General features: G+C 49.4%; 16 protein-coding genes. 13 read left to right on the top strand and 3 right to left on the bottom strand.

The features are described from left to right. The first annotated feature begins 42 nt into the window (after positions 1-42). Positions 43-936 carry a 23S rRNA pseudouridine(2605) synthase RluB gene (rluB, locus tag XMA152_RS06490; protein ID WP_173481322.1) on the top strand — a complete coding sequence of 298 codons (894 nt, stop codon included), beginning with the start codon at positions 43-45 and terminating at the stop codon, positions 934-936. Positions 937-1,151: 215 nt separating this feature from the next. Here rluB and XMA152_RS06485 read toward each other — a convergent pair whose 3' ends face one another. The 3 genes from XMA152_RS06485 to ubiG are packed head-to-tail and all read right to left on the bottom strand — an operon-like array spanning position 1,152 to position 3,300. Then, positions 1,152-1,919: a YciK family oxidoreductase gene (locus XMA152_RS06485; protein WP_173481321.1), complete on the bottom strand. Its 768-nt coding sequence runs from the start codon at positions 1,917-1,919 to the stop codon at positions 1,152-1,154. Between the two features lie 11 nt (positions 1,920-1,930). Continuing rightward, the gene (locus XMA152_RS06480) at positions 1,931-2,587 is read right to left on the bottom strand and encodes an HAD family hydrolase (protein WP_173483083.1); all 657 of its coding nucleotides are present in this window, start codon (positions 2,585-2,587) and stop codon (positions 1,931-1,933) included. Then, entirely contained in the window at positions 2,584-3,300 is a 717-nt protein-coding gene (gene ubiG, locus XMA152_RS06475; protein ID WP_173481319.1) for a bifunctional 2-polyprenyl-6-hydroxyphenol methylase/3-demethylubiquinol 3-O-methyltransferase UbiG, read from the bottom strand. Before ubiG ends, XMA152_RS06480 begins: the two co-directional genes overlap by 4 nt. A gap of 165 nt (positions 3,301-3,465) precedes the next feature. Here ubiG and gyrA point away from each other — a divergent pair, with 165 nt between their 5' ends. The 12 genes from gyrA to XMA152_RS06415 all read left to right on the top strand — a co-directional run bounded on the left by gyrA (position 3,466) and on the right by XMA152_RS06415 (position 16,799). After that, the gene (gene gyrA / locus XMA152_RS06470) at positions 3,466-6,114 is read left to right on the top strand and encodes a DNA gyrase subunit A (protein WP_173481318.1); all 2,649 of its coding nucleotides are present in this window, start codon (positions 3,466-3,468) and stop codon (positions 6,112-6,114) included. 23 nt (positions 6,115-6,137) lie between these two features. Continuing rightward, positions 6,138-7,217, top strand: a complete 1,080-nt coding sequence (gene serC, locus XMA152_RS06465; RefSeq protein ID WP_173481317.1) for a 3-phosphoserine/phosphohydroxythreonine transaminase — start codon at positions 6,138-6,140, stop codon at positions 7,215-7,217. Between the two features lie 2 nt (positions 7,218-7,219). After that, the gene (gene pheA, locus XMA152_RS06460) at positions 7,220-7,990 is read left to right on the top strand and encodes a chorismate mutase (protein WP_173481316.1); all 771 of its coding nucleotides are present in this window, start codon (positions 7,220-7,222) and stop codon (positions 7,988-7,990) included. 11 nt (positions 7,991-8,001) lie between these two features. Next, entirely contained in the window at positions 8,002-9,102 is a 1,101-nt protein-coding gene (gene hisC, locus XMA152_RS06455) for a histidinol-phosphate transaminase (RefSeq protein ID WP_173483082.1), read from the top strand. After that, positions 9,102-11,312: a prephenate dehydrogenase/arogenate dehydrogenase family protein gene (locus XMA152_RS06450; RefSeq protein WP_173483081.1), complete on the top strand. Its 2,211-nt coding sequence runs from the start codon at positions 9,102-9,104 to the stop codon at positions 11,310-11,312. The genes hisC and XMA152_RS06450 overlap by 1 nt, the downstream gene beginning before the upstream one ends. A gap of 3 nt (positions 11,313-11,315) precedes the next feature. Further along, positions 11,316-12,017 (top strand): (d)CMP kinase, encoded by a 702-nt coding sequence (gene cmk / locus XMA152_RS06445; RefSeq protein ID WP_173481313.1) that lies wholly within the window; start codon positions 11,316-11,318, stop codon positions 12,015-12,017. Positions 12,018-12,042: 25 nt separating this feature from the next. Continuing rightward, on the top strand, positions 12,043-13,725 hold the full coding sequence (gene rpsA, locus XMA152_RS06440) for a 30S ribosomal protein S1 (RefSeq protein WP_173483080.1): 1,683 nt from the start codon (positions 12,043-12,045) through the stop codon (positions 13,723-13,725). 53 nt (positions 13,726-13,778) lie between these two features. Then, positions 13,779-14,075 (top strand): integration host factor subunit beta, encoded by a 297-nt coding sequence (locus XMA152_RS06435; protein WP_173481311.1) that lies wholly within the window; start codon positions 13,779-13,781, stop codon positions 14,073-14,075. 2 nt (positions 14,076-14,077) lie between these two features. Next, on the top strand, positions 14,078-14,383 hold the full coding sequence (locus tag XMA152_RS06430; RefSeq protein ID WP_173483079.1) for a LapA family protein: 306 nt from the start codon (positions 14,078-14,080) through the stop codon (positions 14,381-14,383). Continuing rightward, positions 14,380-15,564 (top strand): lipopolysaccharide assembly protein LapB, encoded by a 1,185-nt coding sequence (lapB, locus tag XMA152_RS06425; RefSeq protein WP_173481309.1) that lies wholly within the window; start codon positions 14,380-14,382, stop codon positions 15,562-15,564. The genes XMA152_RS06430 and lapB overlap by 4 nt, the downstream gene beginning before the upstream one ends. 1 nt (position 15,565) lies before the next feature. Further along, positions 15,566-16,294 (top strand): orotidine-5'-phosphate decarboxylase, encoded by a 729-nt coding sequence (pyrF, locus tag XMA152_RS06420; RefSeq protein ID WP_173483078.1) that lies wholly within the window; start codon positions 15,566-15,568, stop codon positions 16,292-16,294. Positions 16,295-16,502: 208 nt separating this feature from the next. Continuing rightward, the gene (locus XMA152_RS06415; protein ID WP_173481307.1) at positions 16,503-16,799 is read left to right on the top strand and encodes a ComEA family DNA-binding protein; all 297 of its coding nucleotides are present in this window, start codon (positions 16,503-16,505) and stop codon (positions 16,797-16,799) included. Positions 16,800-16,806 lie beyond the last annotated feature (7 nt).

Genomic DNA, 16,806 nt, shown 5'->3' with positions numbered 1-16,806 from the left:
CGGAAGGGTCTTTTTGTTTCTATGTTTTGAGGTTGCGTCCGCATGTCTGATGAAAAACTGCAAAAAGTGTTGGCGCGCTCCGGTGTAGGCTCACGTCGTGAGATGGAGCGTTGGATCGAAGAGGGTCGAGTCGAAGTAAACGGCAAATTGGCGACTCTTGGTGATCGTGTTTCTGCTGAAGACCAGATTAAGGTCGATGGCAAATCTATTGAACTGAACAGTGCGGGTAGCCAAACGGCTCGAGTTCTTATCTACAATAAACCCATTGGTGAAGTCTGCACTCGCCATGATCCTGAAGGCAGGCCAACTGTCTTTGATAATCTGCCGAAGCTTAAATCTGAGCGTTGGGTTGCGATCGGTCGTCTCGATATCAATACATCGGGTCTTTTGGTTTTTACTACCGATGGTGAAATTGCTAACAAGATGATGCACCCATCGAGCAACATTGACCGCGAATACGCGGTTCGAGTTCTAGGTGATGTCAGTGATGCTGTACTCAAGCGTTTAACCGACGGTGTTCTGCTTGAAGATGGCATGGCTAAGTTTACCGACGTTCGTTACTTCAACGGTGAAGGTGCCAATAAATGGTTCCACTGTTGTGTGATGGAGGGTCGTAACCGTGAAGTTCGTCGTCTTTGGGAGTCTCAAGAGCTGCAAGTTAACCGCCTAAAGCGTGTCCGTTTCGGGCCGGTATTCCTGCCCAGTGACGTTAAGGTAGGCACTTGGCGAGAGCTTGGTCAGAAAGAGGTCGACATTCTAACGGATGAGCTGCTGCTAGAGCGTCGCAAAGTGCCTTCGATCAATCCCGAAGATCTTGATCGTAAAGAGCGCGAATACAAACGCCAGAAAATACGTCAAACCACCGATCACAACCGTGATTCAGCCCGACAGGACCGCCGCAAGCGTAAGGTTCGTGTGGTGGGCAAGCGAGGGTGACAATTGAGGGGGCTGTCCTTCGGTCTGATCCCTCTCTCTAGCTGATAGTGACGGGCCTTCAGCCTGTCATCTGCTTTATCGGTGTTTTCCAGATAGGCATTAAATTCTAACTGCGGATGACAGGCTGAAGGCCAGTCATCTCTACTAAGATCGCGGCCTTTTTAAGACCGCTCCAACGTTGGTAATGGCCAGCCTTTAGGCTGGGTATTCGCTCTCTAGCTCAAATCCGCAGCGGTCATTGCACCTTGTGCATCTATATTCTGTCCGTTGACTCCTTTGCTATCAGGTCCCATTAGGAATAGATACGCAGGTTGGATATCGTCGGGTGTTGCAATGGTGCTTGGGTCCTCTGCAGGGTATGCGTAGGCACGCATTGCAGTGGCGGTACCGCCTGGATTGATGGCGTTGATGCGGATGCTTGGGTCATTCTCTAGCTCGTCAGCTAAAGTCTCCATCAGTCCCAGTGTGGCGAATTTAGAGACGCAGTAGGCACCCCAGTAGGCACGGCCCTTGGTCGCAACCCCCGAAGTGACAAAAATGACTGAGGCGTCTTCGGATTGTCTAAGCAGTGGCATTAGGGTCTGTGTCAAGATGAACGGTGCATTGACGTTCACGCGCATCACCTGTTCCCAGATGATCGGGTCGTAGTTCTCAATCGAAGTTCTTAGACCAAGAATCCCGGCATTGTGCAGGATGCCATCTAGCTTGCCAAAGGTCTCATCCAGTAAGTTAGCCAGCTCAATGTAGTCGGGTTCGCTTGCCTTGTCGAAGTCGATCGGCACGATGGCAGGCTGTTTACAGCCTAGCGCTTCAATTTCATCGTAGACAGCTTCAAGCTTCTCTTCGGTACGGCCCGCTAATATGACGGTCGCGCCTGCTTTGGCGTAGGCGATAGCTGAGGCTTTACCAATTCCATCACCGGCACCGGTTACCAGAATGGTGCGTCCTTCAAGAAGTTGCTCGGGAGCGTCGTAGGTAAACATGCTTAGACCTTTTAAATAAATTGTTCACTAAGAAATGAGAGAAGGTTCTCGGACTGATGAAGTGCATGAGTTGCTTGCCACTCCCTATAATCCTCGCCTTGCGCTAAGTAACCGAAGGTGCAGGCTACCGTTGGTGTGCCTGCCGCTTTTCCAGCGACAATGTCGCGAATATGGTCGCCAAAGTAGAGTGAGTGCTCTGCTGTTGCATCAATCGTTTTAAGCGCTTTGATAATCCCTTCTGGATCGGGTTTTGATTGACTAACGTCCTCTGGGCAGATGCAGACACTGCAGCGATCAGTGAGTTGCAGTTGCTCAAGCACGATATCCGTCAAATCTCTAGGTTTGTTCGTCACAATGCCCCAGGGAATCTGCTGCTCTTCAAGCCAGCTCAACGCTTCGTTAAAGCCGGGAAACAGACCGCCACTCTCGACGGGGTTACTTCTATACAGAGAGAGAAACTCATTGTGAAGTGCTGTCTCATTGGCAATGAACTGCTCTGGGAAAGCGGCCTTAAGCATCGGCTTTCCGCCGTTCGAGGCATTGTCCCTAATTAGCTGAAAATCGGGCTCCGCGAAGCCGTGGTTCTGTGCCTGCTGACAAATGACGCGATAAAAGTCCGGGGCTGTATCCAGCAGTGTGCCGTCTAGATCAAAGAGTGCAGATCTCATAGTGGTTTGGTCGCGGCAACCAGATAGTTCACGCTGACATCATTAGCATTCAGTGCGTAGACTTTGGTCAGTGGGTTGTAGGTCATACCGCATAGGTCATCCACCTCCAGTCCAGCAGCACGCATGTGGTTGGCCAGTTCAGCCGGGCGGATGAACTTGTTGAAGTCGTGTGTGCCGTTGGGAACCAGTTTAAGCAGACGCTCTGCACCCAAAATGGCAAACAGGTAGGCTTTCGGGTTGCGATTTAAAGTCGAGAAAAAAACGCGTCCACCTGGTTTGGTTAGGGCTGCACAGGCTTTTACGACCGAAGCTGGGTCTGGAACGTGTTCTAGCATCTCCATGCAGGTGACGACATCAAAGCGCTCTGGGTTCTGTTCAGCGAACTCTTCCGCTGTTGTGCGGGTGTAATCGACTTTAACGCCAGACTCTAGGCCGTGCAGTTTGGCGATTTTTAGTGGCGCTTCACCCATATCAATGCCGCTAACTGAGGCGCCGCGGTGCGCCATCGCTTCCGATAAAATGCCACCGCCACAGCCGACATCTAATACCTCTTTGCCGGCCAGATCAGCATGACGATCAATGAAGCCAACTCGCAGTGGGTTGATATCGTGAAGGGGTTTGAATTCACTCTCTTTATCCCACCAGCGTGATGCAAGCTCTTCGAATTTAGAGATCTCTTGTGGGTCGATATTCAGGTTTGTTTGATCGGTCATTTAGGCTACCAAAGTGGCAATTCATTAACGGTTAATGGCGCTAGTTTATCACCCCTTTGAATAAGGCCCAAAAGCTGATTTGATTCAATTGTTTGTGTTATGATGTGGACTTTATTTTTGCACCGGGTGGCGGTGCGAACAGAAGACTAAAAGGAACGCCAGATAATGGGTGACCTAACCAAAGAAGTTCTTCCGGTAAATATCGAAGACGAACTGAAGCAGTCCTACCTAGATTACGCAATGAGCGTGATCGTCGGCCGTGCACTACCTGATGCGCGTGACGGCCTAAAACCGGTTCACCGTCGTGTGCTGTTTGCGATGAATGAGCTGGGTAATGATTGGAATAAACCCTACAAAAAATCCGCTCGTGTGGTTGGTGATGTAATCGGTAAATACCACCCTCACGGCGACAGCGCGGTTTACGATACGATCGTTCGTATGGCGCAAGACTTCTCTATGCGCTACATGCTGGTAGACGGTCAGGGTAACTTTGGTTCGGTGGACGGTGACTCTGCTGCGGCAATGCGTTACACCGAAATTCGAATGAAGAAGATCTCTCACGAGCTTCTTTCGGATCTGGATAAAGAGACGGTCGATTACGTCGATAACTACGACGGTACCGAAAAGATTCCAGCGGTCCTTCCGACTCGTGTGCCTAACCTGTTGGTCAATGGTTCAGCGGGTATTGCGGTAGGTATGGCGACGAACATTCCGCCCCACAACTTAGGTGAGGTGGTTCGAGGCTGTTTGGCACTGATCGAGAACCCGGATATTACTATCGATGAACTGCTTGAGTTTATCCCAGGTCCAGACTTCCCGACGGGCGGTATTATCAATGGCCGTGCAGGTATTTTGCAGGCCTACCGAACAGGTCGTGGCCGTATCTATGTTCGTGCAAAACACCACGTTGAGGAGCACCCGAAAAACGGTCGTCCTATGCTGGTTATCACCGAGATTCCTTACCAGCTCAACAAAGCGCGCTTGATCGAAAAGATCGCTGAGCTGGTCAAAGAGAAAAAGATCGAAGGTATCAGCGAACTTCGCGATGAGTCAGACAAAGATGGTATGCGTATCGTTATTGAGTTGCGTCGTGGTGAAGTGCCTGATGTCATCATCAATAACCTATTTGCGCAGACACAGCTGCAGAGCGTGTTTGGTATTAACATGGTGGCGTTGGTTGATGGTCAACCGCGTCTATTGGATCTGAAAACGGCGCTTGAGTGTTTCGTTCGTCACCGTCGCGAAGTTGTCACACGTCGTACGGTTTACCTACTGCGTAAAGCGCGAGAGCGTGGCCACATCTTGGAAGGTTTGGCGATCGCACTGGCAAACATTGATCCTGTCATTGAACTGATTAAGAAATCCCCAACCCCTGCGGAGGCAAAAGAGGCGCTGATTGCGACCGCTTGGGCGCCTGGTCAGGTGTTGGATATGCTAGAGCGTGCAGGTGAAGATGCCTGTCGTCCAGAAGGTTTGGAAGCTCAGTTCGGCCTGCGTGACAACAGCTACTACCTATCGCCAGCTCAAGCGCAAGCGATTCTCGAATTGCGACTACACCGTCTAACCGGTCTAGAGCACGAAAAGCTGATTGAAGAGTACCGCGATCTTATCGAGCGTATTGCAGAGCTTTTAGAGATTCTTGGCTCACACGTTCGTTTGATGGAAGTGATTACTGAAGAGTTGAACGAGCTGGTTGCAGAGTACGCAGATGAGCGTCGCACTGAGATCACTGCGTCTATGCAGGATCTAACCATTGCTGATCTGATCACCGAAGAGGAGATGGTTGTCACTATCTCGCACGGTGGTTATGCGAAGACACAGCCGCTTGAGGCCTACCAAGCACAACGTCGCGGCGGTAAAGGTAAGTCTGCGACAGCAATGAAAGATGAAGATTTTGTCGAGCATCTGCTGGTGACTAACAGTCACGATACGATCCTGTGTTTCACCAACTTCGGTAAGGTCTACTGGCTGCGCGTGTTTGAGATCCCTCAGGCAAGCCGTACCGCTCGTGGTCGACCTATGGTCAATATTCTGCCGTTGGCAGAGGGTGAGCGCATCAGCACGATTCTTCCTGTTAAAGAGTTTGATGATGAGCGTTGCGTATTCATGGCGACAGCCAATGGTACCGTGAAGAAGACCCGTCTATCGGCCTTCTCTCGCCCACGCAGTACAGGTCTGATTGCATTGGATATCGTTGAAGGTGACCGCCTAATCGGTGCATCACTGACAAACGGTAGCGACGATGTGATGCTGGTGACCTCTGCGGGTAAAGCGATTCGCTTCAATGAAACAGATGTTCGTGAGATGGGTCGTACCGCTCGCGGTGTGCGTGGCGTTAAGTTGGATGATGTCGCTAAAGTGATCTCATTGATGGTGCCTAAGGAGGGTGGTCAGGTGCTGACTGCTTCTGAGAAAGGCTATGGTAAGAAGACAGCGATCACAGAGTTCCCAATTCGTGGTCGTGGCGGTATGGGTGTCATTGCTATGCAGTGCACCGATCGTAACGGTGCGTTGGCCGGTGCTGTCCAGGTATTTGATGGCGATGACATCATGCTGATCAGTGATCTTGGCACCATGGTTCGTACCCGTACTTCTGAGATCTCCTCACTCGGTCGAAATACCCAGGGTGTCCGACTCATTCGCGTAGCGGATGATGAGACTCTGATCGGTATCGCTCGAATCGAAGAGCCGGAAGAGGATGAAGATGCGACTGATGCAGCTGGAGAGGGTAACTCAACAGAAACTAATGCATCAGAAGAGAGTCAAGTTGCACAAGAGGAGTCTGATGATTCCGACGGCAGCGAAGAAGAGTAATTGAGGCTCGGAACCCCTATTAAATGAATCGTCTATTTAATTTCAGCGCTGGCCCTGCAGCGCTGCCAACGGAAGTACTAGAAATCGCCCAATCTGAAATGTTGGATTGGCATGGCAAAGGCCTCTCTATTATGGAGATGAGCCACCGTAGCGCTGAGTTTGTTAGCGTTGCTGAAGGGGCTGAACAGGATTTGCGTGATCTGATGAACATCAGTGACGACTACGCTGTCATGTTCCTTCAAGGGGGCGCGACCAGTCAGTTTGGTATGGTGCCGATGAATCTGTCACAAGGTGGCAAGGTCTCGTACATCAACACGGGTGTTTGGTCGAAAAAAGCGATCAAAGAGGCAAAGCGTTTTGCAGATGTCTCTATCGCTGCCTCAACTGAGTCATCAAACTTTTGTGAAGCGCCGCTGCAGTCTGATCTCTCTATTGATTCGACGGCTAACTACCTTCACTACACCACCAATGAAACCATTGGCGGCGTTCAGTTTGATTACATTCCAGACGCGGGTGACGTGCCGCTTGTGGCTGATATGTCTTCGGACATACTCTCTGCGCCTGTTGATGTCTCACGCTTTGGTTTGATCTATGCGGGTGCTCAGAAGAATATCGGACCTGCCGGCTTAACGGTTGTGATCGCGCGTAAAGATCTATTAGGCAATCCCTTAAGTACAGCGCCGACTATGTACGACTATGCGGTTCACGCTGCTGAAGGGTCGATGCACAATACGCCGCCGACACTGGCCTGGTATCTGTCAGGTTTAGTATTCCAGTGGATTAAGCGCCAGGGTGGTTTGTCTGCAATGGCGGAATTGAATCATCGCAAAGCGTCTAAACTCTATGCTGCGATTGATGCAAGTGACTTTTTTGCCAACCCAGTTGCTGTGCGAAACCGTTCGATCATGAACGTTCCGTTCACACTGGCGGATTCTGCTCTGGATAAAGCCTTCCTGGCCGAATCTGAAGAGGCCGGGTTGTTGAATCTTAAGGGGCATCGTTCTGTCGGTGGTATGCGTGCAAGCATCTACAATGCTGTGCCCGAAGCAGCGGTTGATGCACTGATCGATTTTATGGCTGATTTCGAAAAGCGCCGAGGCTAACAATGGATCAGCAGAATCTCTACCAGGGGCTGACTCAAGATGAGGCGCTGACACAGGTGCGTGATGAGATCGATCAGATTGATCAAGAGATTCATGCTCTGTTGAACAAGCGTGCTGAGTGTGCCCAAAGAGTGGCTGATATTAAGCATAACTTTGGTGCAAATTCGCCGGTTTTTTATCGACCAGAGCGAGAAGCCCAGGTGCTTCGTAAAGCGATGCAGCGCAATCAGGGACCACTTCCTGATCAGGAGATTGCACGTCTGTTCAGAGAGGTGATGTCGGTCTGTCTGGCGCATGAGCACCGTATGAATGTTGGGTTTGTTTCAACCTCTGAATTAGATACTGAGCAAGCTGCTCTGAAACAATTTGGTCACTCGGTTGAGCCTATTGCATTCGCTAGTGCATCGGAAACCTTGCTGAGCTTAGCGCAGGGGGCGTTGCACTACGCGGTTCTTTCAGTAAATAGATTGCCTGAGGTCTTGTCGTTATTGGTGACTCATCAGTTAAACGTTGTTGGTGAGGTAACTCTCCATGGGGATGAGGCCTTTTTAGTGTTAGGGCATCAAGAGGTTTCGGCATCGGGCGATGATAAAACAGCATTGATTGTTGAGAGTGCCGAATCAGTGGTTACTGATTCGAAGCGAAATATCACCGATGGATCCCTAACCTACATGGAGCTTGATGGCGCTAGGTCGATTGAACAGCTTCAGTCTTTGTTGGGGCCAGAACTTAACTTTCACTACCTGGGTCTTTTTCCCAAAGCGGTTTTTTAGGAACTAAAATCGTGTCTGTAGATCAAAAAACTTTAGCAGTATCGGGTGTTCAACAGTTAACACCTTACCAACCAGGGAAGCCCATCGAAGAGCTTGAGCGTGAGCTGGGGATTACTGAGTCGATCAAACTGGCCAGTAATGAAAACCCTTTGGGCCCAAGCTCTATCGCACTTAAAGCAGCTATTGATAGTCTACAAGATGCAACGCTCTACCCTGATGCGTCGGGAACAGAGCTAAAACGCACCTTGAAGGCTCATTATGGACTAGCAGAGGATCGTTTAACCCTGGGTAATGGATCCAATGATCTACTCGAGCTGATCGCTAGGGTGTTTGTTTGTCCTGACGATGAGGTGATCTACTCAGAATACGCTTTCATTGTCTATCCGCTGGTGACTCAGGCCTGCTGTGCCGTGTCCGTAGTTACCCCAGCCAAAGAGTATGGTCACGATCTAGACGCTATGGCTAATGCCATTACTGACAAGACGCGTCTTATCTTCTTAGCCAACCCCAATAACCCAACCGGCACGGTCTTCTCTGAAGACCAGTTTCGCGCGTTCATGGCTCGTGTGTCTGAGCAGGTTATAGTGGTTTTGGATGAGGCTTACACCGAATATTTAACGGCCGAAAGTATGCCGAACGGACTGTTGCTGGCTGATGAGTTCGATAATTTAATCGTAACTCGAACCTTTTCCAAAGCCTGGGGCTTAGCAGGGCTTCGTTGTGGTTTTGCTTATGCTTCAGTCGCCGTTACCGATCTGTTAAACCGTGTTCGTCAGCCATTTAATGTCAGTATTGCGGCATTGGCAGCAGCTCAAGCGGTTCTTTCGGATTCTGAATACCTGAAGAGAAGCCAAGAGGTAAATCAGCAGGGCCTTAAACAGATGTCCGAAGGGCTCGCTGAATTGGGTGTCAGCTATGTTCCTAGTCAGGGCAACTTTGTCTTGATCGATTTGCAGCAGCCTGCCATGCCGATCTACCAATCCATGTTATTGGAGGGTGTCATTACGCGCCCAGTTGGCAATTACGGACTCCCTAATCATCTTCGGGTCAGTATCTGTCTTGAGCACGAAAACGCTCGTTTCTTGAAAGCCCTAGCTGAGGCGCTTGCTTAATGTCGTTTAAAGCTGAGCGCCTATTAGTCATTGGACTGGGTCTGATCGGCGGCTCTTTTGCGCGTGCTGCAAAAGAGTTGGTTAGCGTTCAGCATGTGATCGGTTTCGATCTCAATCAAGAGGAGTGCGACCTAGCGTTGGCTCTCAATGTGGTTGATAGCATCGCAACGGATCTTGAATCAGCGGTAAAACAGTCTGATCTCATTCTATTGGCCGTTCCAGTCAAAGCGATAGAGAAGGTGATGCTGCAGATCGCTCCTTGGCTTAAGCCTGAGGCGATCTTAACCGACGTTGGCAGTACAAAGCTGAATATTCTTGAAGCGGCTAAAGCTATTTGGCCTGAGGGTCTGCCAACAGGATTTATACCTGGCCACCCGATAGCGGGCGCAGAGAAAAGTGGTGTATCGGCATCGCAAACGGATCTTTTCAATCATAAAAAAGTGATCTTAACGCCTCCTGAGGGAGCCTCTAGCGAAGCGACGCTAACTCTGGCCCGAGTCTGGCAGGCAATTGGTGCTGAAGTGGTTCAAATGGAGCCTAAGCGTCATGATCAGGTCTTAGCGGCGACCAGCCATTTACCTCATCTCTTAGCTTTTTCACTCGCAGATACCTTAGCAGCAGAAGCTGAGAGTACCGATATCTTTCGTTATGCGGCCGGTGGCTTTAGAGACTTTACCCGAATTGCAGCCAGTGATCCGACCATGTGGCATGACGTCTGTTTCGCCAACCGTGAGCAGTTGCTAGAGCAGATAGATCGCTTTATGACGGGTGTGCAAGATCTAAGAGCTGCTGTTGATCAGGGTGACAGTCTACGCTTATTGGGCATTTTTACCCGTGCTAAAGCCTCCCGTGAACATTTCTCTTTGGTATTAGAGCGTGCTGGCTATGCTGAGCTCAGAGGTGATGCCATTGATACGCTGGTCTCATCTCCCACGGCTAAGTTGAGCGGTGAGTTACGAGTGCCCGGCGATCGTTCAATCTCGCAACGCGCCATTATGTTGGCAGCGATTGCCGAGGGTGTCTCCGAGATCGAGGGGTTAATTGAGAGTGAAGATACTCTAGCAACGATTCAGATCTTCCGTGATCTGGGCGTGGTTATCGAAGGTCCACACCAAGGTAGAGTAAGAGTGTTTGGTGTGGGTCTAAATGGACTGCAAGCGCCGTCAGCGCCTCTCTATTTTGGTAGCTCAATGACCTCGTTAAGAATGTTGTTAGGTCTACTCTCTGCTCAAGACTTCGATGTGAGGTTAACGGGCAGTGAGCAGTTATCCAAGATCTCGCTGCAAGAGATTATCGATCCACTGACACAGATGGGTGCCTCCATCGACAGTAATACAGGCTCGCTGCCAATCACTATTAAGGGTGGTCAGCGCTTTAAATCGATTACTTATGCGCCAAGCCATGCCAGTGCTCAGATTAAAGGTGCATTATTGTTGGCGGCCATCAGTGCGGGTGTTGAATTAGAGGTTTATGAGCCGAATACGACGCGTGATCACACTGAACGTCTCCTAGATGCCTTTGGTGTTCAATTGGTGAGAGAGGGACGTCGACTGTTTATCGAGTCGGGCGTTTCGCTAAAAGCCTGTTCGGTTCAGGTACCAGCGGATCTGAGTTTCGCCTTCGCCTTCGCGGTGGGTGCTCTTTTACAACAAGAGTCGAGTCTGGTTATTGAAAATGTCAGTGCGAATCCCACTCGACTTCACTCTTTGCGTCTACTTGAACGCATGGGTGCGCACATTGCGCTGAATAACAATCGTCATGCGGGCGGTGAGCCGGTCGCTGATTTAGAGGTAAAAGCCTCGTTGTTATCAGGTATCGAGTGCCTCTCATCTGAGTTGGCCTCGGTTGGGGATGATCTCCCTCTACTGCTGTTAGCGATGGCGTCTGCTCAGAGTGATTCGACTATATTAGGTATCGATCGAATTCCAGAACGACAGAGAGCCCTATTCAAGACGACAGTGGATGAGTTAAGTAAAGCGGGTGCCGACATCAGTATGTCACAGACTGATGTCACTATTTCGCCGGTTTCAGATTGGCGTCCCTGTGAGTTGGAAGCTGCAGAGCACCCAGCACTTGCACTCGCTCTACTGATGTTAAGTTTACGTTTTGATCGTTCCATCCGAATTAACGGATGTCGAGCAATCAGTACCGCCTTTCCTGAACTGATTGATCAGGCGCGAAGGGTCGGTATTAAATTGATTGAGGAGTAGTGGATGGATCCACTCAATAATGAAAATTCATGCCCTATCATTACCGTTGATGGGCCAAGTGGTTCAGGTAAAGGTACGATCTGTCGATTGCTGTCGCAGGAGCTTGGTTGGAGCTTGTTGGATAGCGGGGCTTTGTATCGCCTGACGGCTTTGGCTGCGAACCATCATGGTGTTGATCTTAGTGATGTAGAGGCACTGCAGGTGTTGGCTGAGCATCTCGATGTGCGCTTTGTTGCCTCTGAACAGGGCGATGAGGTGACTATTTTACTTGAAGGTGAAGAGGTCACTCATGCTATTCGTGCGGAGCAGATAGGTAACGATGCCTCTAAAGTGGCCGCTATTACTGAAGTGCGCTCTGCACTGTTGAAACGTCAACGCGATTTTGCTCAATCCCCCGGCTTGGTGGCCGATGGACGTGATATGGGAACCGTTGTATTTCCTCAGGCACCGTTGAAGATCTACTTGGATGCCTCCGCAGAGGTTCGCGCGGATCGTCGTTATAAGCAGTTGATAGATAAGGGGCTGAGTGCTAGCCTTGAAACTATATTAGAAGATATTCGTGCGCGAGATGATCGTGACATGAACCGTTCGGTTGCGCCACTTCGCCCAGCCGATGATGCCGTGATTCTCGATAGTACATCTATGTCTATCGATGAAGTTATGAAAACTGTGCTAGAACAAGCACGCCACAAAGGGTTGCGTTAGCACTCCGTAAACTGAGGCTTAGACCATGAGCGAAAGCTTTGCAGATCTGTTTGAAGAGAGTCTTGAACAGGTCAATATGACACCAGGTTCCATCATTACTGGAACCGTAGTAGGTATTGAAAATGACTTTGTTGTTGTAACAGCGGGTCTTAAGTCAGATGGGGTTATTCCCATCGATCAGTTTAAAAACGCTGCAGGTGAGCTTGAAGTCGCTGTTGGTGATGAAGTGCAAGTGGCGCTTGAATCCCTAGAAGATGGCTTCGGTGAAACCAAACTTTCGCGTGAACGTGCCAAGCGTGCAGAAGCATGGGCTGTTCTTGCAAAAGCGTATGAAGCTGGCGAGACGGTTACTGGTCGCATCAGTGGTCGTGTCCGTGGCGGCCTAACGGTTATGGTTAACGGCATCAACGCCTTCCTACCGGGTTCTTTGGTGGATACTCGCCCACTGCGCGATACCAGCCATCTTGATGATCAAGATCTAGAGCTTAAAATTGTTAAACTCGATGAGAAGAGCAACAACATTGTTGTGTCACGCCGTGCGATTCTAGAAGAGGCCAACAGCGAAGAGCGCGAGAAGCTGCTTGAGCAGATGGAAGAGGGCGCAACGCTTAAAGGTATTGTTAAGAACCTTACTGATTACGGCGCGTTCATTGACCTTGGCGGTATCGATGGTCTTCTTCACATTACCGATATCTCTTGGAAACGTATCAAACACCCAAGTGAAATGCTTAATGTTGGTGATGAGATCGACGTTAAGGTTCTTCGCTACGATCAAGAGCGTAAGCGCGTATCCCTAGGTATGAAGCAGTTGGCTGCAGATCCTTGGACTACGGCTATCGAAAACTATACTGTGGGTCAGCGCGTTACTGCTAAGGTGACTAAGCTTGCTGACTATGGCTGTTTTGCACAGATCGGTGAGGGCGTGGAGGGTCTAGTTCACGTCTCAGAGATGGATTGGACTAACCGCAATATCCACCCATCTAAAGTTGTTCAGGTTGGCGATGAGGTTGAAGTTCAGATTCTCGATATCGACCAACAGCGCCGCCGTATCTCTCTAGGTATTAAACAGTGCCGCGAAAATCCTTGGAATGCCTTTGCATCGTCAACGAATAAGGGTGACAAAGTTTCTGGTACTGTCCGCTCAATCACTGACTTCGGTATCTTCATCGGCTTAGATGGTGGTGTAGACGGTCTAGTTCACTTATCTGACATCTCTTGGGATGAGTCTGGCGAAGAGGCCGTTAAACGTTTCAATAAAGGCGATACGGTTGAAGCGGTTATCCAGCAAGTGGATGCAGAGCGTGAACGTATCTCTCTGAGCATTAAAGCACTTGCCTCTGATCCATTTAGCAGCTTTGCTGAAGCGAACGGTAAGGGCTCTAAAGTTACCGGTACGGTTGTAGCAGTGGATGCTCGTCAAGCTGAAATTGAAGTGGCTGAAGGTCTAAACGCTATTTTGAAAGTGGCTGAGTTTGCCCGTGAACGAACTGAAGATCTATCTGCAGAGCTCTCTGTGGGTGATAGTGTTGAAGCGATTGTGATCAATGTTGATCGTCGTAATCGTTCTATCTTCTTGTCAGTTAAAGCGATTGAAGCCAAAGAGCAGCAAGAAGCACTTAAAGCGGTTCAGTCTGCTCCAAAAGATATGGATGTAGGCGCAACGACGATTGGTGATCTCATCAAAGAGCAGATGGGTAAGAAAGAGTGATAGAAAACAGGGTGAGCTTATTACCCTGTTTTCAGTATCGATAGGAAGTGGGTATGACTAAGTCTGAGCTGATCGAACGCCTAATAGACAAACATCCGGAACTCTCTGTGAAAGATGTCGAGTTGGCAGTGAAAATCATGTTAACTCAAATGGCTGATACCTTAGCCGATGGCGAGCGTATTGAGATTCGCGGATTCGGAAGCTTCTCACTTCACTATCGTGCCCCCCGCGTCGGTCGCAACCCAAAAACGGGTGAATCCGTTTCTCTGCCGGCCAAGCATGTACCACACTTTAAGCCTGGCAAAGAGCTGCGCGAGCAAGTGAATGCAAGCTTGAAAGATGAGTATTAAGTTTGAGAGCGATTAAACTTCTTATCACGTCAGCGATTGCTCTGTTGGTTCTTTTAACGGGCATTGTTCTCACCATTCATAATACAACACCCGTCGTCATTGATTTGGTCTGGGTGAAGCTACCCGAAGCAAGCCTATCGATCTGGTTGATCATCTCAATGGTTGTCGGCCTGTTAGTCGGTATTCTATTGACCAGTGCACGAGTGCTGACACTGCGTGCTAAATTGCTCAATTCGGCTCGTAAGTTGCGTAATGCTGAGCAACAGATTGAGACGTTGAATCGTGAGGTTCAACGAGGCGCAGAATGAGTGCCAACTCCCCCTACCTAATTTTTCTCTTTCTACTGATTGCCGTTGCCATAGGTTGGTACCTGGGTAATCGACGCCTGAAAAGAAAAGATCGTCGCAATCAAGCACTACCACCAGCCTATCTGTCAGGTCTTGATCACCTCATTGATAACCGAACGGAAGAGGCGATCGAATCGTTCATTCATGCCCTTGAGGTTAACTCTGACAATTTGCCGGCACACATTGCGTTGGCCAAGCTGCTGAGGCGTAAAGGCGATATCGATCGTGCCGTTCAAATTCATGAGCGCATGTTAAAGCGTAAAGATCTCTCAGTTTATGATCGTCAGCGTGTGAAATTGGCCTTAGCACGAGACTTTTTTGCTCTAGGCTTGCTAGATCGTGCAGAAGACGCTGCTGCACCTCTAGCCAAACAGACCGACTATCCAGAATTAAGATATCGCGCCATCGTTCTGCTAATCCGTCTCTATGAGCAAGAGGGTGAGTGGCATCGGGCGCTGCAAAGTGCTGATATTTTGCCAAAGAAAAACCGTATAGAGCTTGTTAATGAGCTCTCACACTATCACTGTGAGCTTGCCCAAAATCACATCTCTAATGGTGAATTAGACCCTGCACTTAAAGAGTTAGAGTTTGCGTTGTCTACCGATGCAAAGTGTGTTCGAGCCAATCTCATCTCAGCTCGAGTATTCATGTTGAAGTCGCAATGGCGTTCGGCGATTAGAGCCTTGCAAAGCATTGCCGATCAAGACCCACTGTTTATACCAGAAACACTCAATCCACTCAGGCGATGTTTTGACGCTTTAGGTGATGAGCTTGGTTTGAGCCAGTATCTAAATGACTTAATGAAGCAGTACCCCTCAACCAGCGTGATGCTTGCCTTGGCTGAGTTGAAAAGAGATAGGGAAGGGGTTTTTGCTGCGGGCCTATTTATCACTGAGGCGTTGAAGAGTCGCCCATCAGTAAAAGGTTTTAACCGCCTAATTGATATGCATATTGAGCATGGCTCATCCAGTGCACGAGAGAGTCTGTTGAATTTGCGGTCGTTGACGCAGCAGCTCGAGATGTCAAAACCGGTCTACCGCTGTGGTCATTGTGGTTATGCAGCACGCAGTTTAGTTTGGCAGTGTCCAAGTTGTAAGCGATGGGGTAGTATCCGCCCAATCCAAGGTTTAGAAGGTGAATAGAGTGTCCATTGAAGATAACAAACGCGTTATTGTTGCCCTAGATTATCCAGAAGCTGATAGCGCCATTGCGATGGCTAAGCAGTTAGATCCTGAGGTCTCTCGTGTCAAAGTGGGTAAGGAGCTATTTACTCGTTGTGGGCCTGATGTGGTTGAACGTCTGCACGCTCTCGGTTTTGAAGTCTTCTTGGATCTTAAGTTTCATGACATCCCCAATACCGTTGCAAAAGCCTGTGGTGTTGCAGCCGAGCTGGGGGTCTGGATGGTTAATGTCCATGCCAGTGGCGGCCGTCGAATGATGGAAGCGGCTCGTGAAGAGGTTGAGAAGCGTAGCCAGGGGCCGCAACGTACCTCCTTGATTGCGGTGACCGTGCTAACGAGTATGGAGCGCAGCGATCTGGCCGAGATGGGTTTGGATATCGATCCCATTGATCAGGTTAAGCGCTTAGCCACATTGACAGAGAGTTCAGGACTTGATGGCGTGGTCTGTTCAGCACAAGAGGCGGCTGCAATCAGAGCTCAAGCCTCCGATCAGTTCCAGCTTGTGACTCCAGGTATTCGCCCAGCGGGTTCTGTAGTCGGTGATCAGCGTCGCATCATGACACCTGCTGAAGCAATCGCTGCAGGTAGCACCTATTTGGTGGTTGGGCGTCCAATAACCGGTTCAGAAGATCCTAAAGCCGCGGCCATTGCGGTGCAGTCAGAAGTAGATTTGGCTTTAGGTTCAAGGTAAACACTTTGAGGTGTCTGGCCTTTAGCCTGACACCTCTTTCAAATGACACTCATTACTAGATAACCGCTGTTAAAGTGGTGTCAGGCTGAAGCCAGACACCTTACTGCGAAAAAATATAAATATTTTTTGGTGTTTTTTGATCCATGGTCTAGTGTGAATAGTGAGAGTAAGGATTGCTCTCATTTCAAATAAGACATGGAGGTTCACTATGAACATCAAATCTCTCTCTACACGAGTTCTAGCACCACTCTTCTTTACACTGTTTTCATCGACTGCGATGGCAGGTTATCCGGTTAACATTAATTCAGCAGATGCCGTTGAGCTGGCGGATGCTTTGGATGGGATTGGCCAATCTAAAGCTGAAGCGATTGTTGCTTACCGTGATGCGAATGGTCCGTTTAACTCTGTTGAAGCGCTCACAGCAGTTCGTGGAATAGGTGTCGCCACCGTTGAGAAAAATGTGGAATACATTCTTCTTGAACCGGCTAAACCTATGAGTGAATAACGAATAG

Source organism: Marinobacterium sp. xm-a-152 (genome assembly GCF_013282965.1).
GTDB lineage: Bacteria > Pseudomonadota > Gammaproteobacteria > Pseudomonadales > Balneatricaceae > Marinobacterium_E.
Note: the sequence above shows the minus strand (reverse complement) of the source record. Positions and strands in the feature narration are given on the sequence as shown.

Coding starts and splice junctions, on each gene's coding strand:
- XMA152_RS06450 (WP_173483081.1), top strand. CDS start 9,102: ATGTCGTTTAAAGCTGAGCGCCTATTAGTCATTGGACTGGGTCTGATC.
- XMA152_RS06485 (WP_173481321.1), bottom strand. CDS start 1,919: ATGTTTACCTACGACGCTCCCGAGCAACTTCTTGAAGGACGCACCATT.
- ubiG (WP_173481319.1), bottom strand. CDS start 3,300: ATGACCGATCAAACAAACCTGAATATCGACCCACAAGAGATCTCTAAA.
- lapB (WP_173481309.1), top strand. CDS start 14,380: ATGAGTGCCAACTCCCCCTACCTAATTTTTCTCTTTCTACTGATTGCC.
- rluB (WP_173481322.1), top strand. CDS start 43: ATGTCTGATGAAAAACTGCAAAAAGTGTTGGCGCGCTCCGGTGTAGGC.
- gyrA (WP_173481318.1), top strand. CDS start 3,466: ATGGGTGACCTAACCAAAGAAGTTCTTCCGGTAAATATCGAAGACGAA.
- rpsA (WP_173483080.1), top strand. CDS start 12,043: ATGAGCGAAAGCTTTGCAGATCTGTTTGAAGAGAGTCTTGAACAGGTC.
- XMA152_RS06415 (WP_173481307.1), top strand. CDS start 16,503: ATGAACATCAAATCTCTCTCTACACGAGTTCTAGCACCACTCTTCTTT.
- XMA152_RS06480 (WP_173483083.1), bottom strand. CDS start 2,587: ATGAGATCTGCACTCTTTGATCTAGACGGCACACTGCTGGATACAGCC.
- serC (WP_173481317.1), top strand. CDS start 6,138: ATGAATCGTCTATTTAATTTCAGCGCTGGCCCTGCAGCGCTGCCAACG.
- XMA152_RS06435 (WP_173481311.1), top strand. CDS start 13,779: ATGACTAAGTCTGAGCTGATCGAACGCCTAATAGACAAACATCCGGAA.
- pheA (WP_173481316.1), top strand. CDS start 7,220: ATGGATCAGCAGAATCTCTACCAGGGGCTGACTCAAGATGAGGCGCTG.
- cmk (WP_173481313.1), top strand. CDS start 11,316: ATGGATCCACTCAATAATGAAAATTCATGCCCTATCATTACCGTTGAT.